Source organism: Variovorax sp. NFACC27 (assembly GCF_048301545.1).
GTDB lineage: Bacteria > Pseudomonadota > Gammaproteobacteria > Burkholderiales > Burkholderiaceae_C > Variovorax > Variovorax gossypii.
Window position 1 is genome coordinate 2,279,417 of record NZ_CP157613.1, and the last position, 16,629, is coordinate 2,296,045.

The 16,629-nt window shown below is 67.2% G+C and carries 18 protein-coding genes and 4 tRNA genes; 17 read left to right on the top strand and 5 right to left on the bottom strand.

The annotated features are described in order from the left end of the window. Nucleotides 1-32: 32 nt before the first annotated feature. The 8 genes from ABL840_RS10790 to ABL840_RS10825 are packed head-to-tail and all read left to right on the top strand — an operon-like array spanning nt 33 to nt 7,741. The gene (locus ABL840_RS10790; RefSeq protein WP_093307071.1) at nt 33-1,088 is read left to right on the top strand and encodes a branched-chain amino acid ABC transporter permease; all 1,056 of its coding nucleotides are present in this window, start codon (nt 33-35) and stop codon (nt 1,086-1,088) included. After that, complete coding sequence (locus tag ABL840_RS10795) at nt 1,085-2,881, top strand: ABC transporter permease subunit (protein ID WP_093307072.1); 1,797 nt, start codon at nt 1,085-1,087, stop codon at nt 2,879-2,881. Before ABL840_RS10790 ends, ABL840_RS10795 begins: the two co-directional genes overlap by 4 nt. Then, nucleotides 2,878-3,609 (top strand): ABC transporter ATP-binding protein, encoded by a 732-nt coding sequence (locus ABL840_RS10800; protein WP_093198771.1) that lies wholly within the window; start codon nt 2,878-2,880, stop codon nt 3,607-3,609. The genes ABL840_RS10795 and ABL840_RS10800 overlap by 4 nt, the downstream gene beginning before the upstream one ends. Continuing rightward, entirely contained in the window at nt 3,599-5,188 is a 1,590-nt protein-coding gene (locus tag ABL840_RS10805) for an ATP-dependent acyl-CoA ligase (protein WP_093307073.1), read from the top strand. The genes ABL840_RS10800 and ABL840_RS10805 overlap by 11 nt, the downstream gene beginning before the upstream one ends. Before the next feature lie 4 nt (nt 5,189-5,192). Continuing rightward, on the top strand, nt 5,193-5,942 hold the full coding sequence (locus ABL840_RS10810) for an SDR family NAD(P)-dependent oxidoreductase (RefSeq protein ID WP_093307074.1): 750 nt from the start codon (nt 5,193-5,195) through the stop codon (nt 5,940-5,942). 52 nt (nt 5,943-5,994) lie between these two features. Beyond that, a complete protein-coding gene (locus ABL840_RS10815) occupies nt 5,995-6,771 on the top strand; it encodes an SDR family NAD(P)-dependent oxidoreductase (RefSeq protein ID WP_093198779.1) in 777 nt (258 codons plus the stop codon). Further along, nucleotides 6,768-7,301 carry a MarR family winged helix-turn-helix transcriptional regulator gene (locus ABL840_RS10820; RefSeq protein WP_093198782.1) on the top strand — a complete coding sequence of 178 codons (534 nt, stop codon included), beginning with the start codon at nt 6,768-6,770 and terminating at the stop codon, nt 7,299-7,301. Before ABL840_RS10815 ends, ABL840_RS10820 begins: the two co-directional genes overlap by 4 nt. Nucleotides 7,302-7,303: 2 nt before the next feature. Beyond that, nucleotides 7,304-7,741 (top strand): acyl-CoA thioesterase, encoded by a 438-nt coding sequence (locus tag ABL840_RS10825; RefSeq protein WP_093198784.1) that lies wholly within the window; start codon nt 7,304-7,306, stop codon nt 7,739-7,741. A 7-nt stretch (nt 7,742-7,748) separates the two neighbouring features. Here the strand turns inward: ABL840_RS10825 and ABL840_RS10830 are convergent, their stop codons facing one another. Continuing rightward, nucleotides 7,749-8,144 (bottom strand): hypothetical protein, encoded by a 396-nt coding sequence (locus tag ABL840_RS10830; RefSeq protein ID WP_093198787.1) that lies wholly within the window; start codon nt 8,142-8,144, stop codon nt 7,749-7,751. A 154-nt stretch (nt 8,145-8,298) separates the two neighbouring features. On the opposite strand from ABL840_RS10830, the gene ABL840_RS10835 reads away from it, so the two are divergent. The 5 genes from ABL840_RS10835 to ABL840_RS10855 all read left to right on the top strand — a co-directional run bounded on the left by ABL840_RS10835 (nt 8,299) and on the right by ABL840_RS10855 (nt 9,911). Further along, nucleotides 8,299-8,502, top strand: a complete 204-nt coding sequence (locus ABL840_RS10835) for a hypothetical protein (RefSeq protein WP_126470589.1) — start codon at nt 8,299-8,301, stop codon at nt 8,500-8,502. 361 nt (nt 8,503-8,863) lie between these two features. Continuing rightward, a tRNA-Arg gene (locus ABL840_RS10840) sits at nt 8,864-8,940 on the top strand. A gap of 47 nt (nt 8,941-8,987) precedes the next feature. After that, the gene (locus ABL840_RS10845; RefSeq protein WP_093307075.1) at nt 8,988-9,188 is read left to right on the top strand and encodes a short-chain dehydrogenase; all 201 of its coding nucleotides are present in this window, start codon (nt 8,988-8,990) and stop codon (nt 9,186-9,188) included. 31 nt (nt 9,189-9,219) lie between these two features. Beyond that, a tRNA-His gene (locus ABL840_RS10850) sits at nt 9,220-9,293 on the top strand. 54 nt (nt 9,294-9,347) lie between these two features. Then, nucleotides 9,348-9,911: an HNH endonuclease gene (locus ABL840_RS10855; protein ID WP_093198792.1), complete on the top strand. Its 564-nt coding sequence runs from the start codon at nt 9,348-9,350 to the stop codon at nt 9,909-9,911. A gap of 91 nt (nt 9,912-10,002) precedes the next feature. Here ABL840_RS10855 and ABL840_RS10860 read toward each other — a convergent pair whose 3' ends face one another. Continuing rightward, nucleotides 10,003-10,179 (bottom strand): hypothetical protein, encoded by a 177-nt coding sequence (locus tag ABL840_RS10860; RefSeq protein ID WP_176947628.1) that lies wholly within the window; start codon nt 10,177-10,179, stop codon nt 10,003-10,005. Between the two features lie 272 nt (nt 10,180-10,451). Here ABL840_RS10860 and ABL840_RS10865 point away from each other — a divergent pair, with 272 nt between their 5' ends. After that, nucleotides 10,452-10,862, top strand: a complete 411-nt coding sequence (locus tag ABL840_RS10865; RefSeq protein WP_093307076.1) for a hypothetical protein — start codon at nt 10,452-10,454, stop codon at nt 10,860-10,862. Nucleotides 10,863-10,965: 103 nt separating this feature from the next. Here ABL840_RS10865 and ABL840_RS10870 read toward each other — a convergent pair. After that, nucleotides 10,966-11,041: transfer RNA gene (locus tag ABL840_RS10870), tRNA-Lys, on the bottom strand. Between the two features lie 140 nt (nt 11,042-11,181). Between ABL840_RS10870 and ABL840_RS10875 the strand changes: the two genes are divergently transcribed. After that, nucleotides 11,182-11,889 (top strand): SDR family NAD(P)-dependent oxidoreductase, encoded by a 708-nt coding sequence (locus ABL840_RS10875; RefSeq protein ID WP_093198797.1) that lies wholly within the window; start codon nt 11,182-11,184, stop codon nt 11,887-11,889. Nucleotides 11,890-11,950: 61 nt separating this feature from the next. On the opposite strand, the gene ABL840_RS10880 is transcribed toward ABL840_RS10875, so the two are convergent. Beyond that, nucleotides 11,951-12,026: transfer RNA gene (locus ABL840_RS10880), tRNA-Ala, on the bottom strand. Nucleotides 12,027-12,115: 89 nt separating this feature from the next. Here ABL840_RS10880 and ABL840_RS10885 point away from each other — a divergent pair. Then, a complete protein-coding gene (locus ABL840_RS10885) occupies nt 12,116-12,982 on the top strand; it encodes an alpha/beta hydrolase (protein WP_170217101.1) in 867 nt (288 codons plus the stop codon). A 6-nt stretch (nt 12,983-12,988) separates the two neighbouring features. On the opposite strand, the gene ABL840_RS10890 is transcribed toward ABL840_RS10885, so the two are convergent. After that, the gene (locus tag ABL840_RS10890; RefSeq protein WP_093307078.1) at nt 12,989-13,966 is read right to left on the bottom strand and encodes a GMP reductase; all 978 of its coding nucleotides are present in this window, start codon (nt 13,964-13,966) and stop codon (nt 12,989-12,991) included. A gap of 207 nt (nt 13,967-14,173) precedes the next feature. Here ABL840_RS10890 and ABL840_RS10895 point away from each other — a divergent pair, with 207 nt between their 5' ends. Then, nucleotides 14,174-16,597, top strand: a complete 2,424-nt coding sequence (locus tag ABL840_RS10895) for a UvrD-helicase domain-containing protein (protein ID WP_093198803.1) — start codon at nt 14,174-14,176, stop codon at nt 16,595-16,597. Nucleotides 16,598-16,629: the final 32 nt, after the last annotated feature.

Consider the following 16,629-nt stretch of genomic DNA (forward strand, 5'->3'; position numbering starts at 1 on the left):
CTCATGCAATCGACTTTCCGGAGGGCCGCGCGATGACGTGGGACGTGGCCCTGATCCTGATCACCGACGGCCTGGCCAACGGTGCCATCTACCTGCTGGCCGGCCTCGGGCTGGTGCTGATCTTCTCCGTCACGCGGGTGGTGTTCGTGCCCTTCGGCGACATCGCGGCCTTCGCGGCGCTGTCGCTCGCGGCTTTCGAGACCGGTCGCGTGCCGCCGACCATCGGCATGGTCGCCACGCTGGCGGCCCTGGCGCTGGTCACCGAGATCGGCAGCCTGCTGCGGCGCGGCGAGGCCGCGCGCATTCCGAAGGCGGTGCTGACCTGGGGCGTGCTGCCCGCCATCCCGTGCGTGCTGGCCTGGCTGGCGGCGCGGCCAGGCGTGCCCGTGGCGGTGCACATCGCCGTGGCGGTGCTGCTGGTGGTGCCCATCGCGCCGCTGCTCGCGCGGGTGGTGTTCCAGCCGATCGCGGATGCCTCGGTGCTGGTGCTGCTGATCGTGTCGCTGGCGCTGCACTTCCTGCTGTCGGGCCTGGGCCTGCTGTTCTTCGGGCCCGAGGGCTCGCGTACGACGCCGCTGACCAGCGCCGTCTTCGCGCTGGGCGAGGGCTTCACCGTCAGCGGGCAGGTGGTGCTTATGGTGGGAGCGGCCATCGTGCTGAGCGGCCTGTTCTTCCTGGTGTTCGAGCGCACGGTGGCCGGCAAGGCGCTGCGCGCCACGGCGGTGAACCGGGTGGGCGCGCGGCTGGTCGGCATCCGGCCGGTGCGTACCGCGCTGCTGGCGTATGGCTGCGCCTCGCTGCTGGCGGGGCTGATCGGCGTGCTGATCGCACCGGTGACGACGATGTACTACGACTCGGGCTTCATCATCGGCCTGAAGGCCTTCGTGGCCGCGATCATCGGCGGCCTCGTGAGCTACCCGATGACGGCACTGGGCGCGCTCGCGGTCGGCGTGGTGGAAAGCTTCGCCTCGTTCTGGAGCGGCGCGCTGAAGGACGTGATCGTGTTCAGCCTGCTGATACCGGTGCTGATGCTGCGCTCCTTCATGGCCGCGCATGCCGAAGAGGAAGAAGAGGAGGTGGACCAATGAGCGCCGGCAACAGCAACAACAAACGCAAGGTACTGGTCGCCGTGCTCGTCGTCGTGCTGGCGCTGGTGCCGGTGTTCGCGGGCAGCTTCACCGTCTCGCTGCTCAACGACATCGGAATCGGCGCGCTCGTGGCGCTGGGCCTCGTGCTGCTGACCGGCGTGGGCGGCGCGACATCCTTCGGGCAGGCGGCCTTCGTGGGCATCGCGGCCTACGCGACCGCGTGGCTCACGACCACGCAGAGCATGTCGCCCTGGGTGGGGCTGCTGTTCGCGCTGCTGCTCACGGGGCTGTCGGCGCTGGCCATCGGCATGCTCACGCTGCGGCTGGGTGGACACTTCCTGCCCTTGAGCACCATCGCCTGGGGGCTGTCGATCGCGATGCTGTTCGGCAACGTCGACGCACTGGGCCGGCACACGGGCCTCTCGAACATTCCGCCGCTGCAGATCGCGGGCTGGTCGCTGGCCGATCCGCGCGCGATGTACTGCCTGATCTGGGTGGTGGTGGGGTTGGCCTGCCTGTTCAGCCACAACCTGCTGCAGTCGCGGCCGGGGCGTGCCATTCGCGGCCTGCGCGGCGGCGCGACGCTGCTGGCGAGCGTGGGGGCGGATGCGTATCGCGTGCGGCTCTCGCTGTTCGTCACGGCGGCCCTCCTCGCGGGGCTGGCGGGCTGGCTCTATGCGCACATGAACCGCTTCGTGAGCCCGTCGCCGTTCGACGTGCGCGCCAGCATCGAGTACCTGCTGATGGCCGTGGCCGGCGGGCTCGGCCAGCTGGCGGGCGCGCTGGTGGGCGCCGCGCTGGTGCTGGTGCTGAAGAACAGCCTGCAGGACGTGCTGCCCATGCTGACCCAACGCGCGGGCCAGTTGGAGGCGGTGGCCTTCGCGGCGCTCTTCATCCTGCTGCTGCACTTCGCTCGCGGCGGGGTGATGGGGCTGCTGCGCCGCTGGACGAACCGCCGCGGCGGCACGCGCGGGCCTTCGCGCCACGAGGGCCCCGCGGTCGAGCCGCTGCCGCACCGCACGCTGCCCGCTCGCGGCTCGCCGGTGCTGTCGGTGAACGGCGCGGTCAAGCGCTTCGGCGGGCTGGTGGCGGTGAACGACGTGAGCTTCGACGTGAAGGCCGGCGAGATCGTCGGGCTGATCGGGCCCAACGGCGCGGGCAAGTCGACCATGTTCAACCTGCTGACCTGCACGCTGCCCATGAGCGCGGGCAAGGTGCGCTTCCTCGACCACGACATTGCCGGCATGCCGCAGCGCGAGGTGGCGCGGCTGGGGCTGGCGCGCACCTTCCAGCACGTGAAGCTGCGGCCGCAAATGAGCCTGCTCGACAACGTGGCGCTGGGCGCGCATTCGCGCACCCGTTCGGGCATCCTGAAGGCGGGGCTGCGGCTCGACCGCACGGAGGAGCAGCAGATCCTGCAGGAGGCGCAGCGCCAGCTCGACCGCATCGGCCTGGGCGACCGGGCGCACGAGCAGGCGGGCAGCCTGCCGCTGGGCACGCAGCGCATCCTCGAGATTGCGCGCGCGCTGGCCGCCGACCCGGTGCTGCTGGTGCTCGACGAGCCCGCCGCAGGCCTGCGGCGCAAGGAAAAGATGGCGCTCGGCGACTTGCTGCGCAAGCTGCGCGAGGAGGGCGTGACCATCCTCATCGTCGAGCACGACATGGACTTCGTGATGAAACTGGTGGACAGGCTGGTGGTGATGAACTTCGGCTCCAAGCTCGTGGAGGGCGTGCCCTCGGCGGTGCGCGCAGACGAGCGCGTGCAGGCGGCCTACCTGGGGAGCGTCGTATGACCGCGATGCTGGAGATTGGGGACCTGCACGTGTCCTACGGGCAGGTCGAGGCAGTGCGGGGCGTGTCGCTCGACCTGCAGCCGGGGCAGATCATCTCGGTAATCGGCCCGAACGGCGCGGGCAAGACCACGCTGCTGGCCGCCGCCATGGGCCTGCTGCCTTGCAAGGGCACGCTGCGCTTTGAGGGCGAGGACCTGCAGGGGCTCGACGTGGAGGCGCGCGTGGAGCGCGGCCTGTGCCTCGTGCCCGAGAAGCGCGAGCTGTTTGGCGAGCTCACCGTGCTCGACAACCTGCAGCTCGGCGCGTATGCCAAGCGGCTGCGCGGCGACGCGATGAAGAAGCGGCTGCAGTCGGTGTACGACCGCTTTCCGCGGCTGGCCGAGCGCCGCGCCCAGCGCGCCGACACGCTATCGGGCGGCGAGCGCCAGATGCTGGCCGTGGGGCGGGCGCTGATGTCCGCGCCACGCCTGCTGATGCTCGACGAGCCCAGCCTGGGCCTTGCGCCGCTGATCGTGCGCGACATCCTCGCCATCGTGCGCAAGCTGCGGGAGGACGGCGTCTCGATCCTGCTGGTGGAGCAGAACGCGCGCGCGGCGCTCGAGAGTTCGGACGAAGGCTACGTGCTGGAGACGGGCGAGATCGCGCTGTCGGGTGCCTCGGCCGAACTGGCGAGCGACCCCCGGGTGCAGGCCACCTACCTCGGCGGAGGCACGCACGATGACGAATGACCCGCGCGCCGTGCCGCCCGCGCAGCGCACGCTGCCGGCGATGCTGCAGCGTCAGGCCGGGTTGTTCGGCTCGCGCGCGCTGCTGCGCATTGCGGGTGGAGAGTGGACGCATCGCGATGCGGCGCAAGTCGCGGCCATGCGCGCGGGGGCGCTGGCTGCCGCCGGCGTGGCACGCGGCGACCGCATCGCGGTGATGTGCGGCAATCGCGTCGAGTTTCTCGAGAGCTTTCTCGGGGCTGGCTGGCTGGGTGCATCGACGGTGCCGGTCAACACGGCGTCGATGGGGCCGCAGATCGAATACTTCCTTGCCAACAGCGAGGCGAAGCTGCTGGTGATCGAGGCTGGCTTTCTGGAGCGCCTCGCGACGGCGGACCTGGCGCGCACCGGACTGAGAGAGATCTGGGTTGTCGGCGAAGCGAACGCAGGTGGCTGGCAGGCTCCGGCCGGCGTGCGCGTGGCGGCCTACCCGAAGGGCGGCGAGCCGGTCGCCCCCGCGCCGGTGCAGCCCGGCGATCCGCTCGCGATCCTCTACACCTCGGGCACGACGGGGCCCGCCAAGGGCGTGGTCTGCCCGCACGCGCAGTATTTCTGGTGGGGCGTGAACAGCGCGGAAGTGCTTGGCGTCGGCGCCGACGACGTGCTGTGCACCACGCTGCCGCTGTTCCACATCAACGCGCTCAACACATTCGCGCAGGCCTCGCTGACGGGGGCCAAGGTGGTGTTCGAGCCGCGTTTCTCGGCTTCGGGCTTCTGGCCGACGATGCGTACGAGCGGGGCGACCGTGGTCTATCTGCTGGGCGCGATGGTGCCGATTTTGCTGGCGCAGCCCGAAGGCGAAGGGGAGCGCGACCATCGCGTGCGCACCGGCCTCGGGCCCGGCGTTCCATCGGCCGCAGGTGCCGCATTCAAGGCGCGCACGGGCGTGTCGCTGCTCGAGGGCTATGGCTCGACCGAGACCAACTTCGCCATCGCCACCGCGCCCGATTCGCCGCGCGGCGGCGTGATGGGCTGGCTGCGCCCGGGCTTCCAGGCGCGCGTGGCCGATGAGGACGACGTGGAGCTACCGGCCGGCGAGGCGGGCGAGTTGCTGTTGCGTGCGGACGAGCCGCATGCCTTCGCGAGCGGCTACTTCAACATGCCGGAGAAGACCGTCGAGGCCTGGCGCAATCTCTGGTTTCACACAGGCGACCGCGTGGTGCGCGATGCGGACGGGGCCTTCCGTTTCGTCGACCGCATCAAGGACGCGATCCGCCGGCGCGGGGAGAACATCTCGTCCTTCGAGGTCGAGCAGGTGCTGCTTAGCCATCCGGGCGTGGCTTCGTGCGCCGTGTATCCGGTGCGCTCGGAGCTCGCCGAGGACGAGGTGATGGCCGCGCTCGTGGCCCGCGAGGGCGCGGTGATCGACCCTGCCGAGCTCGCGCGCTTCTGCGAAGGCCGGCTGCCGTACTTCGCCGTACCGCGATACATCGACGTGCTGGCGGACCTGCCGCGCACCGAGAACGGCAAGGTGCAGAAGTTCAAGCTGCGCGAACGCGGCGTGGGGCCGCAGACCTGGGACGGACGGCCCGCGAGGGCCTGAGGCGATGGCGAAGCCGGCGCTGCTTCCTCTCTCCGGACGCGTGGCGTTCGTGACCGGTGCGGGGCAGGGCCTGGGGGCCGCCATCGCGCGGGGATTGAGCGAGGCCGGGGCGCGCGTGGCCCTGGCCGACATCGAACCTGCGAATGCCGAAGCCGTTGCGGCGGAGATCGGCGGGCTCGCATTGCAGCTCGACGTGCGTGACGAGGCGGCGTTTTCCGGCTGCTTCGACAGGGCCGTCGCGCATTTCGGCGCCGTCGACATCATGGTCAACAACGCGGCGCGCACGCCGACGACCTCGCTCTGGGACATCACGTCCGGGGAGTGGGACGACGTGCTGGCCATCAACCTGCGAGGCAGCTTCTTCGGTTGCCGCATCGCCGGGCGCCACATGCGCGAGCGCGGCGAGGGCCGCATCGTCAACCTGAGCTCGATGGCCGGGCAGCAGGCCAGCAGCGCGACGGGCGTGCACTACGCGGCGAGCAAGGCGGGCCTGCTGGCGCTGACGCGTTCCTTCGCGCAGGAACTGGCGCCGCATGGCGTGACGGTGAATGCGCTGGCGCCGGCGGCGATCGGAAGCCCTGCGCTCGAGGCCATGGAACCCGCGCGGCGGCAGGCGCTGCAGGCCGGCATTCCGCTCGGCCGCTTCGGGCTGGCCGAGGAGGTGGCTGCGGCCGTCGTCTACCTTGCCTCTCCGGCGGCCGCCTTCATCACCGGGGCGACCCTGGACCTCAATGGCGGCCGTTTCATGCGCTGACAACCTGCCCGGCGCAGGTCGCTAAAATGATTCATAACTAAATCATTCAGGTATGCAATCAAATTCACTCACTGGCCGCCATGCGCTCGTCACCGGCGCGGCGCGCGGCATCGGGGCGGAGATCGCCCGCACATTGGCTGCTGAAGGCGCTGTCCTGACACTGCTCGGGCGCGACCGCGAGGCGCTGCAGCGCGTGGCCGATTCGCTCGCAGGGAGCGGGCACGGCGTGGCCGCCGCCGACGTGGCGAACCCCGAGGCGGTGCAGGCGGCGTTCGCCGAGGCCCGGGCGGCGCGCGGGCCCGTCGCGGTGCTCGTCAACAACGCGGGCGCCGCCGAGAGCGCGCCTTTCCTCAAGACCTCGTTCGAGCTGTGGCAGCGGATGCTGTCGGTCAACCTCACCGGCAGCTTCCTGTGCGCGCAGGCGGCGCTGCCGGACATGCTCGACGCCGGCTGGGGCCGCATCGTCAACATCGCCAGCACGGCGGGGCAGAAGGGCTACGCCTACGTGGCGGCCTACACCGCAGCCAAGCATGGCGTGATCGGGCTCACGCGCTCGCTGGCGCTCGAGGTGGCGCGAAAGGGCATCACGGTGAATGCCGTGTGCCCGGGCTATACCGACACCGACATCCTGCGCAACAGCGTCGCCAACGTGGTCGGCAAGACCGGGCGCAGCGAGGCCGACGCGCTGGCGGAGTTCTCCAGCGTCAATCCGCAGAAGCGCATCGTGCAGCCGGCCGAAGTGGCCGATGCCGTGCGCTGGCTGTGCGGCGCGGGCGCCGCATCGGTCACCGGGCAGTCGATTTCGGTTTCAGGGGGAGAAGTGACATGACGACACGCAACGACGCTTCGCATGCCGTGCTGAGCGATGCGGAAGAGCTGGGCCACGAGGCCCGCGCGGGCCACGACGACCACGCGGTGCTCAAGCTGTGGCTGCGCATGCTGGCCAGCACCACGCAGATCGAGTCCGAGATCCGCCGTCGGCTGCGCGAGCGATTCGGCATTTCGCTGGCGCGCTTCGACTACATGGCGCAGCTCTACCGCTACAAGGACGGCCTGAAGATGCGCGTGCTGTCGCGCTACCTGATGGTGACCGGCGGCAACGTCACCGGCCTGACGGACGAGCTCGAGCGCGAAGGCATGGTGGCACGCTCGCCCAGTCCCGACGACCGCCGTGCGTGGATCGTGAGCCTCACGCCCACGGGCCGCCGCACCTTCGAGACCATGGCGAGCGAGCACGAGCAGTGGATTCTCGAGATGTTCTCGGGGCTCGACATGAAGACGGTCAAGCAACTGCACACGCAGCTCGGCCTGCTGCGCGTGCACGTGATGCGCGGCGAGCCGGCGGGCGAGGAGGGCTGAGCGTGGCCGACGGCAACAACGAGTTCCGCAGGCCGCGGCTGATCCGCTTCTCGGACTGCGATCCGGCGGGGATCGTCTTCTATCCGCAGTACTTCGTGATGCTCAACGGCCTGGTCGAGGACTGGGTGAACGAAGGCCTGGGGCTCAGCTATCACGGGCTGGTGGCGCAGCGGCGCATCGGCCTGCCCACCGTGAAGCTCGAAGCCGATTTCCGCGCGGTGAGCCGTATGGGCGACCAGGTGACCTTGGGGCTGACCGTGGAGCGCCTGGGTTCGCGTTCGATGACCTTGCGGGTGCGCTGCTTCGAACCGGTGAGCGGCGAAGTGCGCATGCAGATGCAGCAGGTGCTGGTGACCACGTCGCTCGAAACCCATCGCGCCGTTGCCATTCCGGACGACATGCGCGCAGCCATCGTGCGCAACGCGCCCGAGCTGGGCTGAGCCTTCTTCAGGACGCGGGATCGCCGCCGGCAGCGGCGTCCTGCGCCCGTTTCTTCAGCCAGCCGGCGAGCTCCTTCTTTCCCTTGGCGTTGGCGCCGCGCCATGCCTCGCGGGCGGCGGCGATGAAGCGTTCTTCGGCTGCATCGGGCACTTCGCTGGGGCGATCTTCCTTGTCGAGCCAGCCGGACTCGACGCCGCAGTGCCTTTCGATCTGCCTCGCCAGGTTGTCGCCGATGGGGCGGGAGCTCTTGATCTGGCTCCACATGCTGGGGGAGATTTCGATCTTCTTCGCAAACGCCTGGTCCAGCCCCTTGGCTGGCAAGCCTGCGGCAACGGCCTCTTCGAGAAAGCGGCGGTGCAGCGCAAGCGCATTGCGGCGGCGCGCGACGGTGGTATTGGGCACTGTTCAAAAACAACAACAAGACAAAAAAAGATTGTCCCGGTTGTTGACGCAGTCGTAAACACTATTTACAGTTGCCCTCAATAGCGGCCCCAAGCCGTACCTTTTTTCCAACCCTTAACGGCCGACAGCGGCAATTTTTGACTCAGGACCCATCGTGAACACCGCACTGAACCTCACCAGCATTCGACCCGCCTCGGGTCGCTCGCTCGTGCGCGTCTGGGCGTGCGGTGGTTTCGGCGGCATGCCGTCGGTCCGATCGAACCAGCACCAGAACCACGCGTATTCCACGAAAGCCGCAGCCAGCCTGCGTTTCGGGAAAGTCGAGGATCAGGTGCTACCGGGTGGAGGTTGCGCATAGGCGCACACCTTCCAAGCTCTCTCATGTGGAGGCCCGGACGCCGCAAGGTTCCGGGCCTTTTGTTTTGGCTTTTTATTTCGGGTGTGCCTTCACCACACCACCAGAACCCACCGCGTAGACGGTCTGGCGGGATGTGCAGGAATTGATCACTCCTGTGCGGCGACGTCGTACGGGACAGCGCCCAGCGTGCTGTCCGTCGCGTGAGGACACAACCGAAATGGAAAGCGGGGCACCGTTTTTCGAGCAGGACAACAGAACAGAACCCGAGCGGGACAGGGCCATGCAGATGGTCCTCCCGCGGAAACCGGCCGCAAAGATTGGGCGGCGCCGGAACTCGTAACCGGACACTTTTTGTTTACGACCCGCGTTAGCTCAATGGATCAGAGCACTTGCCTACGAAGCAAGGGGTTGCACGTTCGAGTCGTGCACGTGGGGCCATTTCTTCGCCATTTTTCGTTTAGCTGTCACACCACCGAGGAGCCGCCATGCGCAAGCGCAATACCCCGATCCGGATGATCGCCGTCCGCCCGGCACAGCCGCGCGAGCGCGGCACGGTGCTGGGCCTGGCCCGGCGCTTCGGCCTCATGGCCGGTACGCGCTCCTCGAGCTCGTGCGAGCAGAGTCGCGAGTCGCCGCTCGACGCACTCGATCTCGACCAGCGCGTTCGCGCGGTCGGCGAGTGGTGAGCTGGTCACCCGCCTGTTCTTCATCTTCATGGTGCGCGTAGCTCAATGGCAGAGCCGCGGGTTGTGGTCCCGCTGACGACGGTTCGATTCCGTTCGTGCACCCCATGACTGCGTTTCGCTCGTCAACCTCGCACCCATCGCCGCGAAAGGAGGCGATTCATGCACCCTCACGTCCTGCAACTCGATATTCAGGGCACGCCGCAAGCCTGGATCTCGCTGGAGCAGGCGGTGTTGCATTACGCGACCGGCTCGGTCGCCTGGGAAGACGGCGACCTGCCGCTGGCCACGCTGCGCGGCGGCTTCAATGTGGCGCGCGGTGTGCAGTCGCGCATCGAGGTGGCTCCGATCATCGCGCTGCGCGGTGCGTCGAAGATCAATCTCTTCGACGTGATCCCGAGCGTCACCAAGAGCAAGCTGCTGCGCCGCGACCGCTACACCTGCGCCTACTGCGCGGGCGTCTTCCACGAACGCGAGCTGCAATGCGAGCACGTGCTGCCCGAGTCGCGCGGAGGTCCGTGGACCTGGACCAATCTCGTGAGCGCATGCGCGGTCTGCAACAACCGCAAGGCCGCGCGTACGCCGGAGGAAGCTGGAATGCCTCTGGTCTACCTGCCTTACGTGCCGAGCCGCTACGAGAACTTCCTGCTCGAAGGCCGCAACATCCGTGCGGACGTGCACGAATGGCTGGCGAAGCGCCTGCCCAAGGGCTCGCGGCTTCAGTAGGGGCGGGATCGTGATCCGGTCCTTCGCCCGTGAAAAAAGCCCGCTGTCCTGAGGACAGCGGGCTTTTGCTCGTGCGGGAGGGCCCGGGCGGTCAGCGCCCGATGCCGAAGAAGCGATAGGCGATCACGCCAGCTGCTGCCAAGCCGCCCACGATGGCCAGGATCACCTTGGTTGTACGGCCCGAGCCGCGCTTCGAGCGCGGCCAGTGGTCCGGTCCGATCAGGTCGATGGGGACGGTGGGTTTGCCTATGTCGGACGCCTTTTCCATGGGAGGAAATATAGCTCACGCCCGAAAGCGTGGTCCGGGGCCGGGCGCATTCCGTGGCCTCGGTGCATCGGCTTCGAATCCGGCTGCGGCCGGACAAAAAAATACCCGCGTGAGCGGGCCGAACGAGCCTTCTGGCTTCGAGTGGGTGTCCCTGTGTCTTTCTTGTTGCGCTGCGTGACAGCGCGTACAAGATGCCATGCCGGACCGGTGTCGTTTGCAACTTGGGTGCAAGATGACTTGCATGTGATGAACAAAACCGTGAAATATTCCCTATGAACAGAAAGATCATCCTCGAAAGCTTGACGCGCGCACTGGATAGCTGGGTTCGCAACGCTTCTGCGGCGCAACTCTGGCAAGTGCACCAGATGGGCGGCCTCGGAGCATTGATCGATGCGGACGAGGAGGTGGTGCAGGTGCGCATCGTCCTCGGCGGCTCGCGCGATGCGTTGTCGGACATCGGCAGGACCGATGGACGGTTGCCCGTCACCGAGGCCTTTCTCGGCAGCGCGGCCTGGGGAGCGCCGCCGGCGCAGGGAAGCCCGGAGCGTGAGCAGTGGTTCCTGTCGAGCGAACTTGCGCAGACGCATGCGCGCCAGTACCTGGTGGCCGAGGTGGGCGAGCGGCGCGATCTGCTCGAGCGCTGCGTCGACGAGTGGATCGCGCGACGGGGAGCTGCGCCCTAAGCGAACCAGTGACCGGAGCAGCCAAAGAAAAAGCCTCCTCAGGAAGACCATGAGGAGGCTTTGACGAAAAAATAGCGCGGAGACCGCGCTATTTTGGTGTTGGTGGTGGGCCCTGAGTGACTCGAACACTCGACCTACGGATTAAGAGTCCGCTGCTCTACCAACTGAGCTAAGAGCCCTTGCTTTGAAAACGTTTAGTGTTTTCTGGCAAGACCACGAGTATATCCCAGAATTTCTGACTTTCCAAAAAATTTGTGAGTCGCGGCGTTAGGATTCATCATCACCGATGGGGCAGGGCCCCTCAATCAGGAGAACCTCGATGAGCGACGCACAGACCACCCCCCATGTCCTGATCACCGGCGCCGCAGGCGCACTGGGCCGCGCGGTCGCGCAGCACTTCATCGATCAGGGCGCGCGCCTCGCGTTGGTAGATCACCATGCAGGTCGCCTGGCCGAGGTGTTCCCGGGTCTCGACAACTCCCACCACCTCCTGCTCGCGGGAGACGTGACTTCCACTTCCGAGATGGCGGCTCTCGCGGAGCAGGCACTCAAGTCCTTCGGCCGCATCGACACGCTGGTGCACATCGCGGGTGGTTTCGAGATGGGCGAGGCCACGCATGCACTCACGCGCGCGAGCTGGGACCGGATGATGAACCTCAACGCCTGGTCGTTCGTCGCAGTGACGCAGGCCGTGCTGCCCTCGATGATCGAGCGGCGCGCCGGCAGCGTCATCGCGGTCACTGCCAAGGTCGCCGCGCGCGGCGTGCCGGCCATGGCCGCGTATATCGCGTCGAAGAGCGCGCTGCAGCGCCTGGTGGAAGCCATGGCGGCGGAAGCGGCACCGCATGGCGTCAACGTCAACAGCGTCGCGCCGAGCGTGCTCGATACGCCCGCCAACCGGCAGGCGATGCCGGATGCGAATCCGGCCGACTGGGTGTCGACCTCGGTTGCTGCCCAGACGATCGGCTTCCTCGCATCGCCGGCGGCTGCGGCGCTGCACGGCCAGCATCTGACACTCGATACCTGAGTCGATCGCGAGAGAAAAAGAAAAAGGCCTTGGCGGATGCCAAGGCCTTTTTCGTATCGGTTGGTGGAGAGGAGGAGGATCGAACTCCCGACCTCCGCATTGCGAACGCGGCGCTCTCCCAGCTGAGCTACCCCCCCAACGCAGGGTGAATTTTAACCGGAACTCCCGTTTTGGCGCATGCCGCCGTGCCAAGATGCGCCCCTCGCGAAACACGGAGCAAGAGCGCATGACCTCGTTCGATCCTGCCTGGCTGGAAGGCATGTACAACAACCTTGCGAGGGTCAAGGATCACCCTGCATATTTCGAGCGCTGGGCGCGTGAATCCGCTGCGGCGCGGGAGGCCCTGCCGGCCCGCATCGACCTGCCGTACGGCCAGGGCGTGAATGAAACTCTCGATATCTTTCCTGCGCCGGTGCCCGATGCCCCGGTGATGGTCTTCATCCATGGCGGTTACTGGCGCGCGATGGACAAGAAGGATCATTCCTTCATCGCTCCAGCCTTCAGCGATCGCGGCATCTGCGTGGTCCAGCCCAACTACGCGCTTTGTCCCGGTACGCCGGAGCAGCCCGTCACGGTGCCCGGAATCATGCTGCAGATGGTGCGTGCGCTCGAGTGGACATGGCGCCACATCGCCGCCCACGGCGGCGATCCGACACGGATCACCGTCGCGGGCCATTCGGCCGGCGGACATATGGCAGCGGCGCTGCTGGCCTGCGACTGGAAGGCAGTCGCGCCCGATCTGCCTGCGCACCTGGTGCGCAACGCGCTGTCGATCTCTGGCCTCTACGATCTGCGCCCGCTGCAGCGCACACCGTTCCTTGAGAACACGCTGAAGCTGACCGATGCCGACGTCCTGCGCGCAAGCCCCGCCTCGTGGCCGGCGCCGAAGCGCGGCCAGCTGTACTCGGTGGCCGGCGGCAGCGAAAGCGAAGAATTCATCCGCCACAACGCGATGATCCGCGAGGCGTGGGGTCGCAACACCGTGCCGGTGTGCGAGGTGCTCCCAGGGCTTAACCACTTCGACGTGGTCGATGCGCTCGCCGATCCGGCGCACACGCTGCACCGGCACGCGGTGCAGCTCCTGGAAGCCTGATGGCCGTTACATCAGCAGGTGTTCGCCTGCGTTGTCGCCGCCCAGCGTGACGTAGTTGACCTTGCGGATGTCCATCAGCGTGCGGCCGCCCGCGTAGCTGATGGAGCTCTGCACGTCCTGTTCCATCTCGACCAGCGTGTCGGCCAGCTTGCCCTTGATGGGTTCGAGGATGCGCTTGCCCTCGACGTGCTTGTATTCGCCCTTGTTGAAGTCGCTGGCCGAACCGTAGTACTCCTTGAAGAGCACGCCGTCGACCTCGACGGTCTTGCCCGGCGACTCCTCGTGGCCCGCGAACAGCGAGCCGATCATGACCATCGAGGCGCCGAAGCGCACGCTCTTAGCGATGTCGCCGTGGTCGCGGATGCCGCCGTCGGCAATGATCGGCTTGGTCGCCACGCGGGCGCACCACTTCAGCGCCGACAGCTGCCAGCCGCCCGTGCCGAAGCCTGTCTTGAGCTTGGTGATGCAGACCTTGCCCGGGCCGATGCCGACCTTGGTCGCGTCCGCGCCCCAGTTCTCGAGGTCGATCACCGCTTCGGGCGTGCCCACGTTGCCGGCGATCACGAAGGTCTTCGGCAGCTTCTGCTTGAGGTAGCCGATCATGTTCTTCACGCTGTCGGCGTGGCCGTGCGCGATGTCGATCGTGAAGTACTCGGGCACGAGGCCCTGGGCCACCAGCTGGTCGACGGTGTCGTAGTCGGCCTTCTTCACGCCGAGCGAGATGGACGCGAACACGCCCTTGCCCTGCATGTCCTTGACGAACTTGACGTTGTCGAGGTCGAAGCGGTGCATCACGTAGAAGTAGCCGTTCTGCGCCAGCCACAGGCAGATCGACTCGTCGACCACCGTCTTCATGTTGGCGGGCACCACCGGCAGGCGGAAGCTGCGTTCTCCCAGCACCACGCTGGTGTCGCACTCCGAGCGGCTCTCCACGCGGCACTTGCGCGGGAGAAGAAGGATGTTGTCGTAATCGAAAATCTGCATGACCAGGCTCCTAGGAAGGAATCGTTGAAGGAAACGAATGAGCGCTTGGTCCGGCCGGCTTCTGCGGTGCGTTCTGCATATGAAACGCCCACAAAAAACCGGGCGCAAGAAACTTGGGCCCGGTGATTGATTTTACGCGGACTCGCGAAGGCAGGTCTTCCGCTTCTTCATATAACCCGCATACGCCGTGGTTTCTACAATTGGAGGATGTTGTTTAACGATCCTGCGGCTGACGATGCCCACTCCCCAGCGCTGCCGCTGCTCCAGAACCTGAACGCGGAGCAACTCGCCGCGGTCACGTTGCCCGAAGGCAACGCTCTCATCCTGGCAGGCGCCGGCTCCGGCAAGACGCGCGTGCTCACCACCCGCATCGCCTGGCTGCTGCAGACGGGCCAGGTTTCCGCGGGCGGCATCCTGGCCGTGACCTTCACCAACAAGGCCGCGAAGGAAATGATGACGCGGCTGACGGCGATGCTGCCCGTCAACGTGCGCGGCATGTGGATCGGCACCTTCCACGGCCTGTGCAACCGCCTGCTGCGTGCGCACTGGAAGCTGGCGAACCTGCCTTCCACCTTCCAGATCCTCGACACGCAGGACCAGCTTTCGGCCATCAAGCGCCTGATGAAGCAGTTCAACGTCGACGACGAACGCTTCCCGGCCAAGCAGACCCAGTGGTTCATCGCCGGCGCCAAGGAAGACGGCCTGCGCCCCGACGCCATCGAGGTGCGCAGCGACGACGACCGCAAGAAGGTCGAGCTCTACCGCCTGTACGAAGAGCAATGCCAGCGCGAAGGCGTGGTCGACTTCGGCGAGCTCATGCTGCGCAGCTACGAGCTGCTGCGCGACAACGAGCCGGTGCGCGAGCACTACCAGCGGCGCTTCCGCCACATCCTGATCGACGAGTTCCAGGACACCAACCGCCTGCAGTACGCGTGGATCAAGATGCTCGCGGGCAACACCGTCGAAGGCCGCTTCGTGCCCGGCCAGCACAACAGCGTGATCGCCGTGGGCGACGACGACCAGAGCATCTATGCCTTCCGCGGTGCGCGCGTGGGCAACATGACCGACTTCGTGCGCGAGTTCGACGTGCGCCACCAGATCAAGCTGGAGCAGAACTACCGCAGCTACAGCAACATCCTCGACTCCGCCAACGAGCTCATCGGCCACAACAAGAAGCGCCTGGGCAAGAACCTGCGCACCGACCAGGGGCCGGGCGAGCCCGTGCGCGTGTACGAGTCGCCCACCGATCTGGCCGAGGCGCAGTGGATGGTCGAGGAAATGCGCCAGCTGGTGCGCGACGGCTATGAGCGCAAGGAAATGGCCGTGCTTTACCGCAGCAATGCGCAGAGTCGGGTGATCGAAACGGCGCTCTTCAATGCCTCCGTGCCGTACCGCGTGTACGGCGGATTGCGCTTCTTCGAGCGCGCCGAAATCAAGCACGCGCTGGCCTACCTGCGCCTGCTCGAGAACAAGGACGACGACACCAGCTTCCTGCGCGTCGTCAACTTTCCGCCGCGCGGAATCGGCGCGCGCACGCTCGAAACCCTGCAGGACGCCGCGCGCGCGGCCAACCGTTCGCTGCACGACGCGGTGAGCGTGGTCGGCGGCAAGGCCGGCGCCAACCTCACGGGCTTCGTCGCCAAGATCGACGTGCTGCGCGAGCAGACGCAGGGCGTGAGCCTGCGGGAGATCATCGAACTGGTGCTCGACCACAGCGGCCTCGTCGAGCACTACAAGGCCGACCGCGAAGGCGCCGACCGTATCGAGAACCTGGACGAACTGGTGAACGCGGCCGAGAGCTTCGTCACGCAGGAAGGCTTCGGCCGCGACGCCGTGGCGCTGCCTGTCGACGAACTGCGGCAGTCACCCGCGAGCCAGGGTATCGACCCGAGCCGCCCGGTGCTCGACGAGCCGCTCGCGCCTGATGCGGAAACCGGCGAAACGCTGAGCCCGCTGGCCGCCTTCCTCACGCATGCCGCGCTCGAATCGGGCGACAACCAGGCGCAGGCGGGGCAGGACGCCGTGCAGCTCATGACGGTGCACGCCGCCAAGGGCCTGGAGTTCGACTGCGTGTTCATCACGGGCATGGAGGAGGGCCTGTTCCCGCACGAGAACTCGATGAGCGATTTCGAGAGCCTCGAGGAAGAGCGCCGCCTGATGTACGTGGCGATCACGCGCGCGCGCAAGCGCCTGTACCTGAGTCACTCGCAGACCCGCATGCTGCACGGCCAGACCCGCTACAACGTCAAGAGCCGTTTCTTCGACGAGCTGCCCGAGAGCGCCCTCAAGTGGCTCACGCCCAGGAACCAGGGCTTCGCGCCCTCGGCCTTCGGCTACGGCGGCGGCTATGGCAGCACGCGCGGTGGCTCCGGTGGATACGGTGGCGGATACGGCGGCAGTTCGGGCGGAAGCCGCGACAAGGACACCTTCGCCAGCCCGCCCGTGCCGCCGCAGAAGACTGCGCCCTCGCACGGCCTGCGCTCGGGCATGCAGGTGTTCCACAACAAGTTCGGAGAAGGCACGGTGACCGCGCTGGAAGGTAGCGGCGACGACGCGCGTGCGCAGGTCAAGTTCGCGCGCCACGGCGTGAAGTGGCTGGCGCTGTCGGTGGCGAAGCTCACGCCGATCTGACGCTGCCGGAAGGGCTGGGGAGCGTCGCCGGC